Genomic DNA, 21,031 nt, shown 5'->3' on the forward strand with positions numbered 1-21,031 from the left:
GGGATGGCGTGTCGCGCCATCCCGCCCCGGTTTCTGCCGTGGGGCCGACGGTCAGCGGACCGTCCGGGCGGCGTCCTGGATGATGTCGGCGACCTTGTCCGGCTGCGAGACGCTCACCGCGTGCGAGGCGACGGCCTTCTCCGTGTGGGCCTTGGCTCGGTCCGCCATGAACTTCTGGACCTTCGGCGGGATGTTGAGATCCTGTGTGGTCACCAGGACCCACGAGGGGATGGTCTTCCAGGCGGGCTCGCCGGCCTCCTCCTCCAATGCGGCACTGGTCACGGGGCGCTGAGTGACAGCCATCAGATCGGCTGTGTTCTTCGGGACGTCCGCCGCGAACTGGTGGTTGAACTTGCTCTGGTCGATGTAGAGATCGACGCCCTGGGAGCCGTCGGGCTGGGTGACCGGGACCGGCTTGAGGGCCTCGCCGAGGGTGCTGCCCGGGAACTTCCCGGAGAGAGCGAGCGCGCTCTCTCCCTTGTCGGGCAGGAAGGCCGCGATGTAGACCAGCGCCTTCACGTTGTCGGCGCCGCGGGCGGCGTTGCTGATGACCGATCCGCCGTACGAGTGTCCGGCGAGCACCACGGGCCCGTCGATGCCGGCCAGGAGTTCCTTGACGTAGGCGGAGTCACTGCTCAGTCCGCGCAGCGGGTTGGCCACGGCTACGACCGGGTATCCGTGCCGCTTCAGCTTCTTGATGACGCCGTTCCAACTGGTCGAATCGGCGAATGCGCCGTGGACAAGGACCACGGTCGGCTTGCGGTGCTGAGACGGTGCTCCCTTGCCGGCGCTCGCCGGAGCGACCGACGTGGCGAGAAGAGCGCCTGCGACCGTCGCTGCGGCCGTAAGAGTGAGTGGTGTGCGGAGACGGCGGTAAACAGAACGCGAGTTCATTTCGAAGACCTTTCCGGGAATTTACTGGTGCGCGGCCATGGAGGGATCCGCTTGTGAACCGGGCCTCTTCGGAGCAGAGAAATTACGTTCCTCCTCCGCTTCTGTGACAGGGAACCCGGTCGCCGTGTGACATCTACGGATGAGTAATTTCCTTGTATTCCTTCTCAGTCGGCTTCCGAATCTGCGAAGTCTCTCCGTAGAGACCGCGGCTGAGCCGGCTCCGTAGCCGCTGTACGCGGGTGGGCCTTGCGTTGTCGTGGTCCTTGGTCGGCGGAGCAAGTGGCGCATACTGCTCGTGCGCGGTCAGCGCATGCAGCTCTTCGGGGCCGAGCGGCTCGTGCACCTCGACGTACTCTCCGTGCGGGAGGCGTTTGATGATGCCTGTCTCCCGGCCGTGCAGAACCTTGTCGCGGTCGCGTCGCTGCAGGCCGAGGGCCCAGCGTTTCGCAACGAAGTAGACGACGAGCGGTACGGCGAACAAGCCGATGCGGACCCCCCACGTCACAGCATTGACAGAGACGTGGAAACGCGTTGCGATCAGGTCGTTGGCCGCCCCGATCAGCGACACCATGTACACGCTCAGCCAGGCGGCCCCAAGTGCGGTGCGCGCGGGCCTGTTGCGCGGTCGGTCGAGGAGGTGCTGTTCCCGGTTGTCGCCGGTCACCCACGCCTCGAGGAAGGGATACGCGCCCATTACGGCGAAGAGTCCGACGCCCACCAGTAGCGGAACAAGGTTGTCGAGGGCGAGCGTGTGACCCCAGGCGCTGATCTCCCATCCGGGCATGACCCGCAGGAGTCCGTCGGCCACGCCCATGTACCAGTCGGGCTGTGATCCGGCCGAGACCTGGTCGGGCCGGTAGGGGCCGTACTCCCAGACGGGATTGATCTGTGCGATGGCTGCGAGGAAGAAGATCACACCGGTGACCAGGAAGAAGTATCCCGCCGCCTTCACCGCATACACCCGGGCGGGTATGCCGACGACGTTGTCGTTGGTGCGTCCCGGACCGGGGTACTGGGCGTGCCTGTGGCGGAGGGACAGGACGATGTGGGCGAGGATCAGCGCCGTCATGAGGGCCGGGATCAGCAGGACATGGATGGTGTGGAAGCGGGCTACGAGATCGTTTCCCGGGAACTCTCCGCCGAAGAGGAACATCGACAGGTAGGTGCCGACGATGGGTATGGAGAGGATCGTTCCGTTCACGACGACCAGCCCGGTGCCGGACAGAAGGTCGCCCGGCAGATCGTATCCGGTGAGTCCCCCGAACATGGCCAGGATCAGCAGGGAGAACCCCAGGACCCAGTTGAGCTCACGCGGTTTTCGGAAGGCGCCGGTGAAAAAGACCCGCATCATGTGCGTGAACACGGCGGCAACAAATACCAAGGCCGCCCAGTGGTGGGCTTGCCGGATGAGGAGGCCGCCACGCACGTCGAAGGAGATGTGCATGGTCGAGTCGAACGCCTCCGAGACCAGCTGCCCCTGCAGCGGCACGTAGCTGCCCTCATAGATCAGCTGCTCGGACGACGGGTGGAAGTAGAAGGTCAGGTACACGCCCGTAAGTACGAGGACGACGAAGCTGTAGAGGCAGATCTCTCCCAGCAGGAACGACCAGTGCCCTGGGAAAGCCTTCCGCAGTGCTCCCCGGGCACTGCCGCGGTGGCCCAGCCGCTCTTTCGTCCACTGGGCGACCCTTTCACCCGACTCATTCACGGTGGCACTCCAACGGCTGGGATTGCGGACGTCTGTCTCCCATACGACCAGACACCGTGTGAATATGTGACATAACCGTGTCGCGGTTCCGTCCCCAGCACCCCGGAACCGGTCACGCGACGGCCTTCACGGTGGTCCGGGTCGTCCGGCGTGCCAGTTGGCGCCTGATGGCACGGCGCTCGCTCTCCGTAGTGCCGCCCCAGATCCCCTCCATTGGCGGGACCCCGATCGCCCAGTTCAGGCATGTCTCCATCACGGGGCACCGATGGCACACGGCCTTCGCCTCATCAACCTGTACCAGCGACGGGCCACTGTTGATGTTGCCTACAGGGAAGAAGAGATCAGGATCCTCGTGTCGGCAACTCGCCTTCTCACGCCAGTCCATGGCTGCGCCTCCTCGGTGACGAAGTATCTGGCTTGTGAGACCGGGCACTGCCCGTATGTGTGACACAGGGGTTTCCGCACTCGGGCCTGACAGACTTCCCCTCGGCCCCCCGTTGCACTCCCTGGGGGACAGTGGCAACAATTGGTGCATCTTTGTGAAGAGCGGGCTCCCGCTTATGATGTGCACGTACGGATGAGAATGAGAGGAACACATGGTCTCGGGAACTCGCGCGGCACACAATGTTGAGATCACCGCAGAGAGCCTCCAGGAGGACCTTGCCCGCCTAGAGGTCCAGAAGCAGGCACTCGAGCGGGAACTGGCCGCAGTCGTGGCCCACCTCGGCTCCGTTCAGCGTGCCCTCAGCGCTCTCGAGGTCCTCATGCTCACCCCGGCAAGCACGGGCTCCGCCGAGCCTGCCGCCGCTCTCCCGCGCACAGAACGCCCCCGGGCAGCCGAGGCTGCGCCGGCGGACGCTGACGTCCCCGTCAAGGACGCCGACACCGCCGGGTCCCGGACCGAGTCGCGCGTCGAGCAGCCGGCACAGCGGCCGCAGACGGCGAAGAGGACCTCGCGCTCGCCCCGCACCGAAGACGGCCAGCAGCGGAACTACGGCAGGCTCACTGAGCAGATCCTGGAGTACTTCGCGGGCGTCGGCGACGCCGACGTGCGCGCTCGTGATGTCGCGGCGGCGCTGGGCCGCGATAGTGACAGCGGGAGCATCAACGCGGTTCGCAGCACCCTCGACCGTCTCGTCGGCAACTCCCGTATCCGCCGGGCTGGCCGTGGGCTCTACCGCGCCCGGTAAACACCCTGACTGACCGCTCCGGACGCCGGCTCGCGGGGGACCGAGTGGCGTCCGGAGCAGCTACGCACCTGCTTGGCTCCATCGGCAGGTGCTGAAGCGTGTTCCAGACTGCTGTCGCAGGGTACCTACATCACAGCAAGAACACTGTGAAAAGTGTATCGCATTTCAACAGTGTGCTTGGCACGTGTCCGTGCCTGCTGCCTGCCGGTCACCGCTACGACGGGCAGCAGGCGGCGGGGCTCTTTCAGGGGCGGGTACCGAAGGGGCCGAGGATGCCCCCGTTGATGCGGTGGGATTCCATCAGCGTCGCGGCGTGCCCCAGGGTGTACACGTCGGCGCCTGCCAGTATGCCGGTGTACTTGTCGGACACGGGTTCGGCGGCCTCTCGGGCAACGGCGTCGAGGTATGTTTTGAAGATGGCCCAGGCATTGCCGCTGGGGCCGTACTTCGTCATGTACGGCGTGGGGTCCACGGTGGTCAGAGCGGTGCGCACGGACGCATCGAGGTCTGATATGTACCGCTTTTGGAGATATGCGTCCGCTCGGGTACCGAGGCGCCCCAAGTGTCCGCCGACCAGTGTCTGCCAACGGTAGTTCATCGCCACGTCATGCGCGTCCACCCAGGCGGGGATGCTCTCGGACATCGCGAGGTTCTCGAACGGCACCCAGCCGGGGTAGAAGACGTCCACCAGCAGGAGCGTTTTGTACTCGGGCGCGTAGACATAGATGTTGTCGGGTGAATGGTTCGGACCGTGATAGGCGAGCTTCAGCGTCTCGCCCCCCACCTCGAGCACGTACCTGTCGCGGAACGTCTCCTTCGGCACGGGGCGATTGGGATCTGACTGGTACTTGAGCAGCGCGCGGGTCTCCTCGTGGCCGATGCGCACCACATCGGGACCCAGGATGGCGGACGCTCCGATGTGGTCGGCGTGGGAGTGGGAGTACACCAGATGCGTCACCTTGCTCGGCCTGCCGTTGGCCTTGGTGACTTCACCGATGGCGCGCAGAAGATTGTGTCCGATCGTCGGTGGCGCGTCGACGAGTACCACGCCCTTGCGTGTGGTGAGGAACATCGAGGTGTAGAAGCTGTCAGTGACCCAGTAAAGGTTGCCCTGGATCTTGCCGACGTGGTACCCCTGCGCATTCATCGCCGGGCCCAGGGCGCTGGCAGGTACCGGTGCGAAGTCCGGCAAGGCTTCCCGTTCAGCAGCGCCGGCGGTCCCCGCCATCGTCGTGCCGAGCAGTCCCGCCGCAGCAGGCACGGCGGCCGCAGCGGCCGCGCCCCTGAGCACACTGCGCCGCGTGGCCGGTTCAGTTCGCCGAAGAGTGTTGGTCATCGATTCGCCTTCCAGGACTCGCACCGGGCACGATGCGCCCGGCATCAGACATCACAAAATCGGAGGGTTGTACACAATGTTGGATGTTGCGGTGTGTTACTGAGCACACTATGACAGTGGATGATTCCGGTTGATTAATGACAAACCGCTTCCGGCTGTCACTCAGCCGCCCCGTCCTGCTTGATCACGCGGTGAAGTCAGGAGCCGTCTCGGTCGCACGCGCAGCGCGTGCACGTCGCCTGCCGACTGGGCCGCATGCCCTGTACGTGCGCGCCGAAAGAGCACCGCCGCCAGGAGGACTACTCGATGCCCAGGGCGCGCCTCCGCGCGCCGCTCATCCCGTAGTTCCTCAGACGAGGGAGAATCCGCGTCCGCAGCGGGAGACATCACTCATCGCATTGCTCCTCCAGCCGTCACTGACCGTCCTCTCTGCGGCTCCGCCGTCGCCGGAGTGCCGACATGCACTCGACCCGACAGGCCAGGTTGCGGTGGCGCACCGCCACCCTCACACGATGCGAAGCGTTCGAAACACGTCGAACAATCTACATGAGCGTTCGACGCGCTCCGAACCGGCATGCCTCACGCGATGGCCGGCCCGGGAGCAGATCACACCCGTCCGCATGACGGAGGTGCAGCACGGAGAAGCGCTGCCGATCTCCATCCATTCCGCAGGACGCTCACGCTGTGACTGATGCCACGGCTGTCAGATGCCGCACGGACGATGGCCGTGGTACGTTTCCAGATATGTTCGATGGATAACGAACATTAGTCTCTGTAGAACCGCTTGCGCGGACGTTCCAGGCATCGGGTTGCCGGGCGGGCGCTCGTCGCCCGCGCCACGACTGCCTCCTTTGAATACGGTCCGAAGCCTTCCGAACGCCCGAGGCCGATGCGTCAGGTATGCACCCTCGTCGTTACCTGGACGACAAGACGGCACGTGCAGGTGCTTGTACAGGGCTTCCTGCAAGTCGAGTTGGCGACTCGCACTCACGATCCGTGAGTCCCAGAGCGCAAACCGACCGCAGGTCCATAAGGGGCCCGGTGTGTGGGATCCAGACCGGGGTGCCCAGCGCTTGTTCTGGTCATGCAGGCCGCCGGAGTACCGCGGTCGCCAGAACGTACCGACAGGAGCAAGAAGCTGATGCCGAATAGAGAAAGTGTTCTGAGCCGTCGGCGACTGCTGTACGCCATGGGCGCCCTGGGGGCGGGGTCCGCAGCTTCAGTGATCACCCCCGGAGCCGTCCAGGCAGCCCCAAAAGCAGGCACTACAGCTGCGGACCTGTACCTGCCGAGCCCGCCGAATGATGCCGTTGTTCCCATGAGGCTTCACGTGCCCGAGAGCATGCTGCGCGATCTGAGGCAGCGGCTGGAAATGACACGGTGGCCGGCGGAAGAGTTGGTGGACGACTGGTCGCAGGGAGCCCCTCTGCGGCGCGTCAAGCACCTCGTGGAGTACTGGAAGCGGCACTACGACTGGCGCAGGGTGGAGTCGTTGCTCAACAGCTTCGGTCAGTACCGCACGGTTATCGACGGGGTCAGCATCCACCTGCTGCACGCCAAGTCACCGCACGCCGAGGCGATGCCCATCATGCTGACCCACGGCTGGCCGGGATCCGTTCTGGAATTCCGTAACGTGATCCGGCGTCTGACGCATCCCACCGAATTCGGTGGATCACGACGCGACGCCTTCCACGTGGTCGTTCCCTCTCTGCCGGGGTTCGGGTTCTCCGACCAGCCCGACGATCTGGGCTGGGGGCGTGCGAGGACGGCCAAGGCATGGGCTGAGATCATGCCGCGCCTCGGATACGATCACTACCTCTCCCAGGGCGGCGACTGGGGAGCGGCAGTCAACGCCCAGTTGGGTGTGCTGCGGCCCAAGGGGCTGCTGGGCCTCCACCTGAACTTCCCGCAGATCGTGCCGCCCGATCTCGACCTCGATCACCTGACCCCCGAGGAACAGGTCGCGATGGATCAGCTGAACCGGCAGCAGCAGAACGAGATCGGTTATCAGCTTGAAATGATGACCAGGCCGCAGACAGTTTCCTACTCGCTGGCGGATTCGCCCGTGGGTCAGGCTGCCTGGATCTACGAGAAGTTCGGAGTGTGGAGCGACAGCAACAAGAACCCCGAGTCCATCTGGACTCTGGATGAAATGCTGGACGACATCACCCTCTACTGGCTGACGAATTCCGCTGAATCGGCTGCACGCTTCTACTGGGAGAATTCTGACGTCACCATGAATGCCGTAGAAATTGACATCCCGATGGGCGTCACACTGTTCCCCAAGGAATTCTATACGCCGCCTCGCGCGTGGGCCGAAAGGGCCTTTTCCAAGCTCGTGTACTGGAACCAGGCCAGCAAGGGGGGTCACTTCGCAGCTTTCGAGCAGCCCGTGATCTTCGCGGAGGAAATGCGCAAGTTCGGCCGCCTGTTCCGCGGCGCGTGATCCGTATGCGCGCGACTACGAGGTGACGGAACTGTACGCACGGCGCCGTCATTGCCATCGGTTCATATCGGCCGGCCGCGGGGAGTCCGGTCGCCACCAGGCCGATTCCTCCAGGAACTTCGCTCCATGCCCCAGCAAGCGCGCCCGCAGGGCGTGGGTGCACCCCTGGGGGTTCATGATCGGAATTCACGATGATCGAAATCGGAACTGGTCGGTCGTCCTCCTAGCCTCTCCAAGAAGGCCGAATTAAGCAATTCCACGCTGTGGCTTTTGCCACAGGCACAACGTTCGACAAATACCGAATGAACAAGGTAGCTTGTTCGATAGGCGCCGAACAAGGGTCTGGGTGGTCGCACGTAAAGATGTGGTCGCGCCAGTGATACCCGCCCTGTGGGGGTCGGGCTAACAACCATCGACCGCCGACGACTGAGTGGACTCACTCGTCTACGTTCGCGTCGCACAGCAGGCAAACACTCGCACCGCCGACCTTAGGGCAATTGGATTGCCCGGACTCGGCACGCCAGAAGCTTCCTGGAGGAAACTATGGGCACGGTCAACAAGGAGATCGAGGAATTCATCCGCTACGTCGTGGAGGATGGAAGCAACTATCGGATGGACGAAATGGACAAGCTCTACGCTGCCGATATGGCCATCCTGTTCCCGAGCAAGGACGGCTCGATCGTCGCGGCACCGCGCGAGGATGTCTTCGCCGAGTTCGCGGCTCGTGGCAGTAACGGGGAAAGGGCCCTGTCCACGGAGTACCGCATTCTGCACCTGGAGGAGCAGGGCGACGACGCCACTGTGCTTCTCTACCGCCGCATGAGCGAGTCCGCTGCACCGTTCCTCTACGAGCTGCGACTCAAGCGCGGCGGTGTCCGCGGTTGGCTCGTCGCCGGCGAGACCGTAACGCCTTGGCCGGACCCGGAGACTGCAGGCGCGTTCCTGCCTCCACGGCAGACCGTCTGAGCGCCTTCAACGGGGCGCAGCGGTCCATGCATGACACGGGAAAGGGCGCCGCGTCAGCAGTGCTCACGTCCTCATGGACACGCGCCCCGTTCTGGCGGCGACAGCACTTCCGAGAGGTGACGGGCGACGGCATCCCCGCTGTCACGATGGCCCGCCCATCCACGAGCAGCGCTGTAAAAAGAGGTCCTAACAAGGGCGTTTGACGTGGCGGTAAGTGAAGACAGGTGGGCGAGGTCGGGGAAGGCTTCATGGATGTCGTTGCGTCGTTCCCAGCGGATGCGTAGGCGGCGGAAGGTGCCCAGACGGCTGGCGTGTTCCTGCCCTCGTTCGGCGATTACTGGCCGGATCCCGCGTTGCCGCAGCAGGCGGCGGTACTTGTCGTGGTCGTAGCCGCTGCCGGACAAAGTCCCGGCCGTGGCCGGCGTTGGGCCGGCCCCGACACCGGCCGGATGCACTCCTCGCCGACCCAGTCGGGTGACGTCGTTGCGGTTTCCGCCGGTCAGCGACACGGCGAGCGGGATGCCCTGGCCGTCGGTGAGCACGTGGTGCTTGCTGTCCGGCCGCACACGGCTGACCAGGCTGGGCCCGCGGTTGGGCTGTGTCGGGGCCGCCTGCACATGAGAGGAGTCGATCACCGCCCTCGACCAGTCCAGCTTCTTCAGCAGCACCAGCTGCAACTGGTCCCACACGCCAGCCTCGTTCCAGGCCCGCCAGGCGCCGCCAGCACGTCATGCCGGTTCCGAAGCCCAGTTTTCTCGGGCAGGTACTCCTACTGGATACCGGTATGCAGCACGAACAGGATCCCGCACAGTGCCTGCCGGTCCCGGACCCGCGGCCTGCCTTCCACCAGCTCCGGCCCCGGCTCGGGAAACAACGGCTCGATGAGCGACCACAGCTCGTCCCACGCGATCCACGGCCGCGGACCGCTGCCCTTCATGAAGGCGATCCGTACCGACCTACTCGCCCACGGCCTGAGTCCCAGGGCCATCCACTACAAAGTGGCGGCCCCGGCCTGTGGCTCAGCAAGTAGCGGCACCGGCCACCCTGCGGTGAGCCACCGGACGGCCCTTCCGGAGGGCATGGCGCGGACGTCGCCCGCGTTCGGAACCGGGAGAGGACACCGGCTCGTGGGCGTTCATGCACTCGACGCGGTCGGTGTGAGTCCGGCGAGGGCAGGCTTCAGCTCGGTCCGCCGCTTGATGCCGAGCTTCACGAAGACTTTGCGCAGGTGGTACTCGACGGTGTGTGCGCTGATGAACAGGCGGGTGCCGATCTCGCGGTTCGTCAGCCCCTCACGGGCCAGGCGCGCCACATTCAGTTCCTGTTCGGTGAGCCGCGCCGCCGACCCCCGTGCGTGGACCCGCAGGGTCTCGCCACAGGCGCGCAGCTCGTCCACGGCACGCTGGGCAAATCCGTTCACTCCGCAGGCTGTCAGTCCCTTGTGGGCGGCGCGGAGCTGCTCGCGCGCCTCGGCGGTCCGCCCCTGGCGGTTGAGTGCCTCGCCGTACAGCAGGCGGCACCGCCCCTCCCAGATCGGGATCCGCTCGTGCTCGAAGCGCGCGATCGCGTCCAGATACAGGCTCTCGGCCTTGTCCCCCGCACGCAGTTGCGCCTCGGCCATCGCCAGTACGGCCAGCGCGTAGCTGGTGCCCACCGGCCGTGTAACGCGGGCCAACTGTTCGAGTGCCTGCTCGGCGAGGGCGTGCTCACCGGTGTGCGTGGCCGCTTCCACCAGTTCGAGCAGCGTGCGCATCGCGAGGTTCAGTTCATGGGTGTACGGCAGCTCGCGCCGGCCGCAGGCCACCGCCTCGGCGAAGCGCCCCAGGCCGTTGTAGAGGACCGCCTCGGAGAAGTTGGCCGCGCTCTGCGCGTATCCCTCGCCGCGCGCGAGCCCGTCGGCCCGAATCCGCTCGGCCAAGCGCTCCGCCTCGTCGGCCTGCCCCCGGTACGCGGCGAGGAGGAGCCGCCCGTACGGCGGCAGCGGGTTGCCCGTGACTTCCTTGATGGCGTCGATCTCGTCGCAGGAGGCTTCCGCCCCGTCCAGGTCGCCGTCGGTCATCTGTACGAGCATCAGCAGGCTCAGGGCAATCGGCAGCACGGTGACGACGCCTTCGGCGCGAGCGAGCTCGACCTGCCGGTCGGCGAGCGCACGCAGCCCGTCGGGATCCCACAGGTCCTGGGCGGCGCGAGAGGCGAACCACATCCAGTGCAGTTCGAGGAAGTCCGGCGCCTGCTCGAGGAACGCACGCTGGGCCCGTCGCAGGGTGGGGAGCGCCACCGCCTGCCCTTCGGTGGCCAGGAGCGCCTGTCCGCGCAGGATCAGGTCCCGTGCCCGGTCGGTCTCCTCGGCGGCGGGCGTCGCGCCGAGGATCGCGTGCGCGACGGCGGCCACCTGCTCGGCGTCACCGAGCCTGCCGCCGTAAGTCGCCGCCGCGAGCGCTTCGATGTAGGTGTCGCGGGCGAGGACTCTGTCGAGCCCTTCGAGCCCCCGTGCCGCGTCGAGGAGGTTCTGCGCTCCGCTGCGGTCACGCCGTAGCGCGTATCCGGCCCGCGCGCGCAGCCGCACCACGAGCGCCTCCTGGAGCGCAGTGAGGGGAAGGACGCGGGCGGACTCGAGCAGGCGCAGGGCCGCGTCCGACGCGCCCGCGTCGTGCTTGGCCTCGGCCGCCGCGATCAGCCGCTGCCCGCGGTGGAACGGCGAGGGTGTGAGCTCCGCTGCCTTCTCAAGGAACGCGCCGGCAGCTGCCGCGCCGCCGCGCGTTCGTGCGCGGACCGCGGACTTCTCCAGACCGGCGGCGACCTCCTCGTCCGGTTGCAGGGTCGCGCTGGCCCGATGCCAGGCCCGGCGGTCTGGGTCGTGTTCGGCGTTGGTGACGTCGGCCAGAGCGGCGTGGACGCGACGTCGGTCGCCCGGTGACGCCGCCCGGTACACGGCCGACCGCACCAGCGGATGGCGGAAGCCGACGCGGGTGCCGATGATGAGGGCCTCGGCGGCCTTGGCCGTGTCGAAGGCTTCCGGCCCCAGTCCCAGTACTGCGCTCGCACGCCACAGCAGCCCCGGGTCACCGGTGGGTTCGGCGGCCGCCAGCAACAGCAGGAGGCGCGTCGGCGGTGGCAGCGGGGCGAGCTGCACGACCAGGCTCTGCTCGATGCGGCTCTCCAGCGGCAGGGAGCCCGTCAGGGTGAAACCGCCGGCGATCTGGGCCGGGTTCAGTGCCCGGGGCAGTTCGCGCAGGGCAAGCGGATTGCCACGAGCCTCCGCGATCAACTGGTCGCGCACCCGCCGGTCGAGACCACCGGGCACGGCAAGGCGCAGCAGCTCGCACGCATCCTCGTGCCCGAGCCCTTCGACGACCATGTGGGGCAGGCCCGCGAACACCGGGTCGACCTGCCGCATGGCAAGCACCAAGGCGATGCCCTCCGCGTCCAAGCGCCGGGCAGCGAAGGCGAGGGCACGCGCGGACGCCTGGTCGAGCCACTGTGCGTCGTCGACGACGCACAGCAGCGCCTGCTCCTCGGCAGCCTCCGTGAGCAGCCCCAGCAGGGCCAGCCCCACGAAGAACGGGCTCGGCGCTGCGGCGGTGCGCAGCCCGAACGCCACCTCGATCGCCTCCTGCTGCGGAGCCGGCAACCTGGCGGCCGAACCCATCATGTGCCCGCAGAGCTGTTGGAGGCCGGCGTAGGCGAGTTCCATCTCGGACTGGGAAGCGACGATCCGCTCGGTGCGGACGTGTGCCGCGGTCCGTGCGGTGAGGTGGTCCAGGAGCGCCGTCTTGCCGACACCGGCCTCGCCGGAGACGACCAGCACCCCGCTGCGGCCACCGCGGGCACCGCCCACCAGCGCTTCCAGTTCCGCCAGCTCGCCGCGTCGCCCCCGCAACGGCGCGATGTCAGGCATCATGTCCGCCTTCGTCGGGAAGTATCGCTCCGCCATGTCCGTCGTCCAAGAAATTCTATCGGAGCATCGTCCTGAACCACCAAGCGTCGCGGTGAGTATCGACCGCACACCCGTGCCCCCTCTGGCAGCCAACAGGGCACCGGCCGCCCCCGCATGCGGAGCGCGACCGGCCCGTCACAGCGGCGGGGGCACCGAACATAGGGGCATGACTCATTTCGTGGATTCGAAGGCCGGTGTCGACAACCCGGTCACCGTCATGAACAGCTACACCGTGCTGGCGGAAGAAGCCGGCTGGTGCACCAGGACGTACCAGGAGAACGCCCGGATCCTGTCGGCTCGGCCCGTCCTCGCCCGTTCCCGCCGGCACCGCCCCTCACTCACGATCCCCAGACGCGATTCGTCCACGTCGTCGGGTGGACCTCGGGCTGTCGGCCATGTCCTCGGCCGCTGCCGCTTGCGCATCGCGTACCCAGCAAAGCTGGCAGCCCGCGCTGCCAGGGCAATCGGCGGCCAGACACGCCAACGAGGAGCACACGGTCGCAACCGCCGATAGCCTCTGACCGCAGGGCGGCAGGGCCGCGGCCCTGCCGCCCTGCGGTCAGAGCGTTCGGTGTCAGTGCTGTACGGCAGCATTCCGACTCAACAGCCCTGCACGCAGTGATGGAGAAGAACCGTGACCGGCCAAGATCTGAGCCCTGTGCTCCCCGTGGACTTTCTCCGCACGGCAATGGCTGGCCGCAGCCCAAACGACCCGGTGGTGCAACTGGCGGTACAACAGGCCCGAGCGGCGCAGCCCGGGCATGCACAGTCAGCCCTGGTGGAGGCTTTGCTGTCGGGCCCGTACGCGCAGGAGGCACCCTTGTGGCTTCTGCAGACCACCGTGGAGGCAGGTCTGGGGGGCGAGGGGGAAGCGTCTGGCGTCGGCCAGCGGCCCGCACTGGTCGCGACTGCCCTCGAGCACCCGTCGTGCACGGCCTCACTGCGGGAGCAGGCCCTCAGACGGTGCACGAGTGAGCAATTGGGCATGCTCGGGACGCCGCGCGCGGATGCACGCCTCGCCGCCACGGTTGCCGCGGAGCTGCGTGCACGCAGCGGTGCACCGCTGCCCATGACTCCACAGCTGCTTCAGGAGCCGACTGCGGCCCAGACCGTGCTGCGGCAAGGACCGCTGCACCCTCTGGTGTTCGAGGCTGCCCGGGACACGCTTCCCACCGAGCCTGATCCGGACAAGATCGGCGAGGGATCCGACACAGACGGCACGTGGGAGCAGTACAAACAGGCGTACGACGCGTGGCGCAGCATGTGGCGTCAGGTACTCAACCGCCATCCGCACTGTCACCGAGAGCTCATAGCGTGGGCTGCCGATGCCGGCGCCGAGGGGCTGATCCGCGACGAGCTGCTCGGTAGTCTGCCCTGGGCGGTCGAACCCGCGCTGCTGGCCGAGCTCGCCAAGGCCGACCTCGACCGCTTCTCCTTCGAAGTGCTACTGGCCCGGGGCTGCCGCATGCTCCGCGCCGGATCGGACGAGCAGCAGGTCCTGGAACACTTCGCCACGGACCTGTCTGCAGTGACGGACGACGAGCAGACGCTCTTCCATCATGCCTTGCGCCGAAAGAGCAGCACATTGCTCGACATGGGGTGTCACGCACCGATCACCTGGGCGCAGCGTGCCGCGGTGGGAACATGGCGCCACATCCTCAACCCCACGCAGGCCAAGGATGGTTACCGCCCTGTCCAGTGGCAGGCGTCCGCCGCCCTGCTCACCGATCTCGCCACGCAGTTCGCCGAGACCGCCGCCCGTGCCCTGCCCTACTGGGAGTCTATGGACCGCTATCGGGGAATCACCGCGCGCGAGGTGACCTGGGTCCGCGACATGGTGCTGCGCCTTCCAACCATCACCGAAGACGTCAGGGCGGGGGTCGGCCCCCTCGTCCGCGACGCGCGCGAGCGGCTGAGCTACCGTCACCCCGGCCTCCAGCCGCGTCACGACGAGCGGAGCGAAATCCAGGAGATCCTCAACACGATCGAGCGCGTGCTTGCGGACCCTGCCCCCGCGACCGGCGTGGAACGTCGCCGGACCGCGCTCGGCGCTCCCGACGAGGTGACCGTGCGCGACCTGGCCCGTCTCCAGACGCAGGCCCTGAGCGACTACCTGAACCGGCACGCCGGCAACGACTCCCTCGTGGAGAAGGCCCTGCTGTCCTGCGCCGCCAGCGGATACCGGTCACGTGACGACTTCGACAACGTGTTGCGCCGCCACAGCTGTCCCGACACCGTGCTGCTCCGCCTCACCGAGCGCCTGCGCACCCGCCTTGGCGGCGGGCCGTCCTGGCGTGAGGCCTGGACCCAGCTGGTCCTGGGCAGAACGGAGGCCGATCCGGCACTCGTGCGCGCCCTTCCGGCCTGGACGGCGCTGCGCGCCCGGGGCGACTACCACGCAACCGCCCACGCCGCGGTGGTCACGGCCGTACGCGAGGCTCTGGGAAGTGACCAGGAGGCATGGGACCGCTTCGCGGCCTGCCCCGCCACCCACTCCGGACCCACCGCCTGGCTGCGTCTGGGCGACCTGCTGGACGCAGCCGCCACAGGGAGCCCGTGGCCGAAGCCGCCGGGCAGCCGATAAGCCCTGCCACGGCCTCAACGGGCACGAGGTCCTCTCACCGAGCAACAATGCGTGCCAGGTCTGCGCTGAATTCCCGCAATTCCGGCGACGGGCGTGGCGCAGATTTGACCAACTGCGCTACAAAGCGGGCTTGTTTGGCGATGCAGGATGGGTCCATCAGCCCTGGCCCGCCCGGCTGTGGCGGGCCCGTGGCCTGATCCGCCATGGCAAGAAATGCTGTGGCTCTGTCGGTCGGAGCCAGGTAGGTGACCTCGGGCACCGTGACCGTGGCACCGTCGTCCATGTACAGGGAGATGGTGAAGGTGTAGATCCAGGGCATCGACCCCTCTCCGTACCGCTCGGGTCCCACCGTGAACGCAACCCGCTCTTGAGCATGCGGCGGCAGGGTGTACTTCATTTTCCGGTGGATTACGGCTCCCTCGCGGGCTTCGGCCGGGATCTTGATGTCGTACTGCGCAGTGATGTCAGTCGGCCCGGCCCCGTAGCGGCAGTTGACCTCAGTAGCAGAAACGAGGTTCACTTCGGCACGGGTGATCAGAACGGGGTTGTCTGCACTGTTCCGCAAAGTCGCGCTGACTACGGACGCGGGTACCTGAACCTGTTCGGTGACTTGTCCGTCGAAGACCACATCGGCAGCGACGTTCTGCTCCCGGTCGACGTCCGAGTCGACCAGTTCGACGTCCGGCGCCGGCTCGGGCGCAGGTTTGGGCTGCGCATCGGGCCAGAAGAGAAAGATCAGTCCGGCTACCCCAGCAACCGCTGTAACGACGGCGCCGACGATCTCGAGCGTCCTGTTCTGCTTGTGCCAGAACCCTCCCTCCGGCTGCGGGCCGCCGTCCCCGGTTTCCGCTGCCGCCGCATCACCCTCCGGCCGCGTGGAGCCCTGACCGCCCTCATCGCCCGTTCGCCTGCCTGACCGCGGCCGCGCAGCGCTGCCGCTTGCCCCTTCCCCCGAAGGCCGACACTGCGCCCCCTCGTGTAATCCGTCTGTCTCTCCAGAACTCATACCCGCCTCCTCCCCCGCCCCCGTAGCAGCCACCCACCTACACGTAGCCCAGCTACGGTTTCGCGCAAAAGACCATCACCGAGCCGAAACCGGGTGGGGCGTGCGCCCTGCCAGGGTGCCTCGCGTACCCGCAGCCTTCGCCGCCCGGCAGTGCGTCCCAAGGCACTGCCGGGAGCGGGTAACGCGGGCACGGAAGGTTCTGTATAGGGCAGTTCACTCCTCCGCAAGGAGCCTCTCTCGCAGCTGGGCCAGTGTGCGCGCCAGTAGCCGGGAGACGTGCATCTGGGAGATGCCGACCTCCTGCGCGATCTGCGATTGGGTCATGTTGCCGAAGAAGCGCAGCAGCAGGATCCGCTTCTCGCGCGGCGCGAGGCTTTCCAGCAACGGCTTGAGGGACTCGCGGTACTCGACGGCCTCGAGTGCCTCTTCCTCGGCTCCCAGGGTGTCCGCGACCGTCGGGGACTCGTCGTCGGTGTCGGGGACGTCCAACGACAGTGTGGAGTACGCGTTCGCGGACTCCAGGCCCTCCAGGACTTCCTCCTCCGAGATCGACAGCTTCGTGGCCAGCTCGTGGACCGTGGGCGGTCGGCCATGTTCCTGCGACAGCTCCGCAGTGGTCGTGGTGAGCGCAAGGCGCAGTTCCTGAAGGCGCCTGGGGACACGCACTGCCCAGCCCTTGTCACGGAAGTGGCGTTTGATCTCACCGACCACCGTCGGGGTGGCGTACGTGGAGAACTCCACGCCGCGCTCCGGGTCGAAACGGTCGACCGACTTGATCAGACCGATGGTGGCGACCTGGGCGAGGTCGTCCAGCGGCTCACCGCGGTTGCGGAAGCGGTGTGCGAGGTGCTCCACGAGCGGCAGATGCATCCGGACCAGCCGGTTGCGCAGCTCGGCGTACTCCGGGCTGCCGCCTGGCATCGCGCGCAGTTGGAGGAACATCGCTCGCGCGTCACTACGGTCGGCGGCGGACGACGTAGTGCCAAGGGACGGCTGAGGGGTGGGCTGTGTCTTGGTCCGCCGCTTGACTCTGGCCAGCGCGGACTCGACGTCCTGGGCTGTGGCCACGAGCGATCCGATCGGTCCTTCACTGGCCATGAGGGTTTCTCGCAGCGCGGCAATGTCGTCCTTGTCATGGTGGTCGGCCCTCACCGCCTTCCGCCCGCGACGGACCGCCCCCGCAGGCAGTGCGGCAACTTCATCCTCGTCGTGGTGGCCGGTCATCACTGCCTCCCCTCGCCCGTGTCGATCACACCCAGCTCCTGCAGCTGGCTTCGTACATCTTCAAGCGCCTGGCGGGCGCGGTGCAGATGCACGCGCGCGGTGGCGACCTGGATTCGCATCTCCTTCGCGGCATCCCCCAGCGGCTGTCCGGCAATCGCGCAGCGGCCCATGACTTCGCGCTGTTTGTCGCTGAGGGACACGATGCGCTCCAGCACGGTGCGGTAGGCGCCGCGCGCATCCATCCAGGACGCCAAGTCCACCTCCGCCGCGGCCCGGTCGTGGTGCTCTGTATCGAAGCCGATCGAGCCGGCTTCCTTCTGCAGTCGCAGCACCTCCCGTACGACGGTGGTGCGTAGCCATGCGGGCCAGGCCCTGACCGGTTCCAAGTGCGGGGCGTTCCAGCGCTGCCAGCATTGCAGGAAGGCCTCCTGGACCGCGTCGTCGGCCAGAGTGCGGCGCCCTCCGGAGACGAAGATCGCCTGCGCCAGAAAGGGCCGGTACCACGTACGGAACAGGGCGTCGAACTCCTCCTCGGGCGGGGCTGTCATTGAGGATCCTGCTCGTCCAGGCGGACGCTCCATGCGGTGCCGTCCTGGTCGCTCACCTCGGCCCTCCCCCCGCGGACGGACAGCTCACGTGCCATCCGGACCATCGCCCGGGCACGCACCCGCTCTCTGAGCAGGTATCCGCAGGTTCGTACAGCCGCGCCCGCAGCAGCCGCCCCGGTGCCCACTATCACCCAACTCCACTGTCCTGTCACGGCGTTGGCCTCCCGAGGCTCGATGTGCTTTCACCAGGTAGAGGAATCAGGCGCCGAAAACGTGTACACGCCCCGCCGACTCCAGCCGAGAGGCGACTGGACGATCCTTCCGGCTCGGACGAGTTGGCCTGCAAACCGATGAGCACACCGTACGAATCGGGGCCGGGACCGGGCTGCCCCTCATCGACACGACGAACGAGGTATTCCACCAGGAGCGGGAAGGAATACCGTTCTGCCAGGCGGAGCTCGACAGGATCGGCACCTTCCACAACCTGAAGCGACTGCTGGCCCGGGGTGCGCGAACTGGACCACCCGGTATTCTCCCCCCATGGCATAAGCGCCTGGCTGGCATCCATCAGGTGCTGTTCGAGAACCGTAGGTTCGAGGAGGGCAGCTGGGGCACGGAGTTCCACCCGGGCTCTCTCCCACCTGCGACGATATCGTCATCGCACCCCACAAGAACATCGACGTCCTGGCCACGACCGACCTCGACGTGGAGCTCCATCAGCACCGGGCGGAATACATCACCATCACCGGGATGATCGGCACCATGTGCGTCGAGTCCACCGCGTAACTGCATGGGACGAGGTCACCACGTGACCATGTTCGCCGACGCCACCGCCACGGACGCGGGACTCGAGGACCTACGACGCGATGACCGGACGGCATCCGGCCATCTCTCACGCCGCGGTACGACGTCGATCAGTACCTGAAGGCCGTCCGCGCGGCACTCATCTGAGCCGCCCGCAGCTTGAACGCCGGATCGATTCCTGGACGTATCTCGACCTGCATGTGGTGCGTGGTGATGAGGAGAGGGCCGGGGCGATCGAGGCGTCACTGCGTGGCAAAGCTCCAGGCCGAGCACGGAACGGTGCTGGTCGTGGTCGAACAGCCGGCCTCGACCGGTGCGTTGCCACCCGACCGTCGCACGGACACGGGCTGTCCCGTCGCGCATATCTCTGGGCTGACGAGACGAGGGATCGCCGGGCCGGAGCTGCTGCAAGGGCAGGCCACTGGCCCTGATCCGCAAGATCGGACGGCGGCTGGCCGCCCTGTTGCGCCCGAGGGCCGCGCCGCTTCCTGACGTCCTGCTCACGAGACCTACGTCCTCATGATGTGAGGCTGCTGGGGTGAGCTCCACACGAATGTGTGGATTATGTGATGGGTCGTCACAGGCGCTGACCTTGAATTGTCTTGGAGAGAGTAGGACGGAGTGATCTCGTCACTTCGTCGATGACTTCTGTCGAGGCCTTCCAAAGGACGAGCACATGAACCAGATCAACGTCGCACACTCGCACGCACCGATGAGGGACGAGGCAGTTCCGTCTCGCTACGCGCTGAAGGTCGGCGACATCGATGTCACAGTGATCAGTGACGGGGTACTGGCGATCAACCCTGCGACGCTGGCCACCAATGCCGCCAAGGCCGAGCTGTCGGCCTGGCTCCGTGACAACTTCCTGCCGCCCGAGGTGATCGACTACCCGCTGAACGTGTCCGTGGTCCGCAGTGGGGACCGGACCATCCTGATCGACTCCGGGCTGGGTACGGAGTTCCCGGGCTTCCCCCGGGCCGGGCAGTTGGCCATGAGGCTGGACGCTGCCGGGATCGATCCCGCGTCCGTGACCGACGTGGTGCTCACCCACTTGCACATGGACCACATCGGGGGACTGCTCGTCGAGGGTCTGAGGGGCCGGCTGCGCAAGGACCTCCGGGTCCACCTGGCCGCGGCCGAAGCCGAGTTCTGGCAGGCGCCCGACTTCTCCCGCACCGCCATGCCGGCGCCGGTGCCCGAGACGCTCGTCACGACCGCCGCACGGTTCCTGGATGTCTACCGCGGCCAGTTGCACCCCTTCGAGACCGAGTTCGAGGTCGCGCCCGGCGTACTGATCGAGCGCACCGGGGGTCACACTCCCGGTCACAGCATCGTCCGCCTGGAGTCGGGTGGACAGCGGCTGACGTTCGCCGGTGACGCTGTGTTCCAGTGCGGGTTCGACCAGCCCGGCTGGTACAACGGCTTTGAACACGACCCCGAGGAGTCGGCCCGGGTCCGGATGCGTCTACTGAAGGAGATGGCGGCGAGCGGTGAGCACCTGATGGCCAGCCACCTGCCGTTCCCGTCCGTCTGCCACGTGGCGACGGCCGGCAACGCCTTCCGTTTCGTGCCGACGGTCTGGGACTACTGAGTCTCGGCATCGCTGCCGGTTCAGCCTGAGGGCCTGGGCGGCGCGGATACGGGCAGGCTGCGGCGAGCACCGCGGCCTGCCCGCGCAGCGCGGACCCCGTTCCGATCGCCGAGCCCCGTCGGATGCCGAAAACCCAGTCCGGGTGAACACAAAACGGGGACAGACTCGGCCATTCAGCCACCGCGCGTCAGGACAGCCCGTGCATCGCACATGGAGGTCCACAAGGACGACTACGCAGAGACTTCTGCACCTCCGCAGCGCCTGCGAAATGGCTTCCTTCTTCACCGACTCCCTACAGCAGGACCTGGGTCGACCTGCAGGTCCGCTCAGGACTCGTGGCGCGGGGCCGGCCCGGCTTCAGGGGATCATCACGCAGTGGTTCTCGATGACCCTGCCACCGCGATCGAGTCCGCCGCAAACGGCTAGCCTCGGGTACGCCCTGATCTCCCGGTTGACGACGAACCGCCACCGCGAGGCGTTCGCCTTGCTCCCCCGGTAGTCGCCGACGAACGCACGTAGCGTCCCCGGCAGGCCGTCCCTCGTGGTGACGGTGATGTCCTGGACGTAGTCGCGGCCCTGGTATGCGGTGGCGACGCAGATGTAGGTGCCGCAGGTGGACTTCACTTCGGCACTCGCCGGCGCCGCCGTTACCAACAGCAGCCCTGCGGCGGTCGTGAGCGCTGCCGTGACCGTGGCGATCCGCCGTCGTGTCCTTCGTGCTGTGGCCATGAATCCTCTCCTCGTTCGCGTGCGCCGGCATCCCGTGGTTATGGGTTTGTCTCGTGCGTCACGGTCTG

General features: G+C 66.9%; 14 protein-coding genes and 1 pseudogene. 5 read left to right on the forward strand and 10 right to left on the reverse strand.

Features of this window, described 5'->3' with window-relative positions:
* Nucleotides 1–51: 51 nt before the first annotated feature.
* The 3 genes from ACFW01_RS12255 to ACFW01_RS12265 form a co-directional block, all read right to left on the reverse strand.
* The gene (locus ACFW01_RS12255) at nucleotides 52–894 is read right to left on the reverse strand and encodes an alpha/beta fold hydrolase (protein ID WP_384503299.1); all 843 of its coding nucleotides are present in this window, start codon (nucleotides 892–894) and stop codon (nucleotides 52–54) included.
* Nucleotides 895–1,027: 133 nt separating this feature from the next.
* Entirely contained in the window at nucleotides 1,028–2,602 is a 1,575-nt protein-coding gene (locus ACFW01_RS12260; RefSeq protein WP_186779666.1) for a cytochrome bc complex cytochrome b subunit, read from the reverse strand.
* 112 nt (nucleotides 2,603–2,714) lie between these two features.
* Nucleotides 2,715–2,987: a WhiB family transcriptional regulator gene (locus ACFW01_RS12265; protein ID WP_186779667.1), complete on the reverse strand. Its 273-nt coding sequence runs from the start codon at nucleotides 2,985–2,987 to the stop codon at nucleotides 2,715–2,717.
* A gap of 211 nt (nucleotides 2,988–3,198) precedes the next feature.
* On the opposite strand from ACFW01_RS12265, the gene ACFW01_RS12270 reads away from it, so the two are divergent.
* Nucleotides 3,199–3,792, forward strand: a complete 594-nt coding sequence (locus tag ACFW01_RS12270) for a hypothetical protein (RefSeq protein ID WP_186779668.1) — start codon at nucleotides 3,199–3,201, stop codon at nucleotides 3,790–3,792.
* Nucleotides 3,793–4,036: 244 nt separating this feature from the next.
* Here ACFW01_RS12270 and ACFW01_RS12275 read toward each other — a convergent pair whose 3' ends face one another.
* A complete protein-coding gene (locus tag ACFW01_RS12275) occupies nucleotides 4,037–5,128 on the reverse strand; it encodes an MBL fold metallo-hydrolase (protein ID WP_384503302.1) in 1,092 nt (363 codons plus the stop codon).
* 1,318 nt (nucleotides 5,129–6,446) lie between these two features.
* On the opposite strand from ACFW01_RS12275, the gene ACFW01_RS12280 reads away from it, so the two are divergent.
* Nucleotides 6,447–7,574: an epoxide hydrolase family protein gene (locus tag ACFW01_RS12280; RefSeq protein ID WP_384503304.1), complete on the forward strand. Its 1,128-nt coding sequence runs from the start codon at nucleotides 6,447–6,449 to the stop codon at nucleotides 7,572–7,574.
* A gap of 543 nt (nucleotides 7,575–8,117) precedes the next feature.
* Complete coding sequence (locus ACFW01_RS12285) at nucleotides 8,118–8,540, forward strand: hypothetical protein (protein ID WP_222515089.1); 423 nt, start codon at nucleotides 8,118–8,120, stop codon at nucleotides 8,538–8,540.
* A 227-nt stretch (nucleotides 8,541–8,767) separates the two neighbouring features.
* Here the strand turns inward: ACFW01_RS12285 and ACFW01_RS12290 are convergent.
* Together ACFW01_RS12290 and ACFW01_RS12295 are read right to left on the reverse strand one after the other, a co-directional pair.
* A pseudogene (locus ACFW01_RS12290) lies at nucleotides 8,768–9,477 on the reverse strand (IS5 family transposase); the annotation flags it as partial.
* A gap of 198 nt (nucleotides 9,478–9,675) precedes the next feature.
* Complete coding sequence (locus ACFW01_RS12295; protein ID WP_384503306.1) at nucleotides 9,676–12,474, reverse strand: AAA family ATPase; 2,799 nt, start codon at nucleotides 12,472–12,474, stop codon at nucleotides 9,676–9,678.
* Between the two features lie 637 nt (nucleotides 12,475–13,111).
* Here ACFW01_RS12295 and ACFW01_RS12300 point away from each other — a divergent pair.
* Nucleotides 13,112–15,061, forward strand: a complete 1,950-nt coding sequence (locus ACFW01_RS12300; RefSeq protein WP_376650613.1) for a hypothetical protein — start codon at nucleotides 13,112–13,114, stop codon at nucleotides 15,059–15,061.
* A 34-nt stretch (nucleotides 15,062–15,095) separates the two neighbouring features.
* On the opposite strand, the gene ACFW01_RS12305 is transcribed toward ACFW01_RS12300, so the two are convergent.
* From ACFW01_RS12305 to ACFW01_RS12315, 3 genes are all read right to left on the reverse strand, one after another.
* On the reverse strand, nucleotides 15,096–16,067 hold the full coding sequence (locus ACFW01_RS12305) for a hypothetical protein (RefSeq protein WP_186779673.1): 972 nt from the start codon (nucleotides 16,065–16,067) through the stop codon (nucleotides 15,096–15,098).
* A gap of 213 nt (nucleotides 16,068–16,280) precedes the next feature.
* Entirely contained in the window at nucleotides 16,281–17,165 is an 885-nt protein-coding gene (locus tag ACFW01_RS12310) for an RNA polymerase sigma factor SigF (protein ID WP_384503308.1), read from the reverse strand.
* A gap of 125 nt (nucleotides 17,166–17,290) precedes the next feature.
* On the reverse strand, nucleotides 17,291–17,839 hold the full coding sequence (locus ACFW01_RS12315; RefSeq protein ID WP_384503310.1) for an RNA polymerase sigma factor: 549 nt from the start codon (nucleotides 17,837–17,839) through the stop codon (nucleotides 17,291–17,293).
* 1,480 nt (nucleotides 17,840–19,319) lie between these two features.
* Between ACFW01_RS12315 and ACFW01_RS12320 the strand changes: the two genes are divergently transcribed.
* Nucleotides 19,320–20,234, forward strand: a complete 915-nt coding sequence (locus ACFW01_RS12320; protein WP_384503312.1) for an MBL fold metallo-hydrolase — start codon at nucleotides 19,320–19,322, stop codon at nucleotides 20,232–20,234.
* A 357-nt stretch (nucleotides 20,235–20,591) separates the two neighbouring features.
* Here ACFW01_RS12320 and ACFW01_RS12325 read toward each other — a convergent pair.
* Nucleotides 20,592–21,031, reverse strand: a 440-nt coding sequence (locus ACFW01_RS12325; protein ID WP_384503314.1) for a hypothetical protein, incomplete at its 5' end; no start/stop codon positions are given.

The organism is Streptomyces sp. NPDC058985 (assembly GCF_042740985.1).
Lineage (GTDB): Bacteria > Actinomycetota > Actinomycetes > Streptomycetales > Streptomycetaceae > Streptomyces.

Coding starts and splice junctions, on each gene's coding strand:
- ACFW01_RS12255 (WP_384503299.1), bottom strand. CDS start 894: ATGAACTCGCGTTCTGTTTACCGCCGTCTCCGCACACCACTCACTCTT.
- ACFW01_RS12265 (WP_186779667.1), bottom strand. CDS start 2,987: ATGGACTGGCGTGAGAAGGCGAGTTGCCGACACGAGGATCCTGATCTC.
- ACFW01_RS12270 (WP_186779668.1), top strand. CDS start 3,199: ATGGTCTCGGGAACTCGCGCGGCACACAATGTTGAGATCACCGCAGAG.
- ACFW01_RS12275 (WP_384503302.1), bottom strand. CDS start 5,128: ATGACCAACACTCTTCGGCGAACTGAACCGGCCACGCGGCGCAGTGTG.
- ACFW01_RS12280 (WP_384503304.1), top strand. CDS start 6,447: ATGAGGCTTCACGTGCCCGAGAGCATGCTGCGCGATCTGAGGCAGCGG.
- ACFW01_RS12285 (WP_222515089.1), top strand. CDS start 8,118: ATGGGCACGGTCAACAAGGAGATCGAGGAATTCATCCGCTACGTCGTG.
- ACFW01_RS12295 (WP_384503306.1), bottom strand. CDS start 12,474: ATGGCGGAGCGATACTTCCCGACGAAGGCGGACATGATGCCTGACATC.
- ACFW01_RS12305 (WP_186779673.1), bottom strand. CDS start 16,067: ATGAGTTCTGGAGAGACAGACGGATTACACGAGGGGGCGCAGTGTCGG.
- ACFW01_RS12310 (WP_384503308.1), bottom strand. CDS start 17,165: ATGGCCAGTGAAGGACCGATCGGATCGCTCGTGGCCACAGCCCAGGAC.
- ACFW01_RS12315 (WP_384503310.1), bottom strand. CDS start 17,839: ATGACAGCCCCGCCCGAGGAGGAGTTCGACGCCCTGTTCCGTACGTGG.
- ACFW01_RS12320 (WP_384503312.1), top strand. CDS start 19,320: ATGAACCAGATCAACGTCGCACACTCGCACGCACCGATGAGGGACGAG.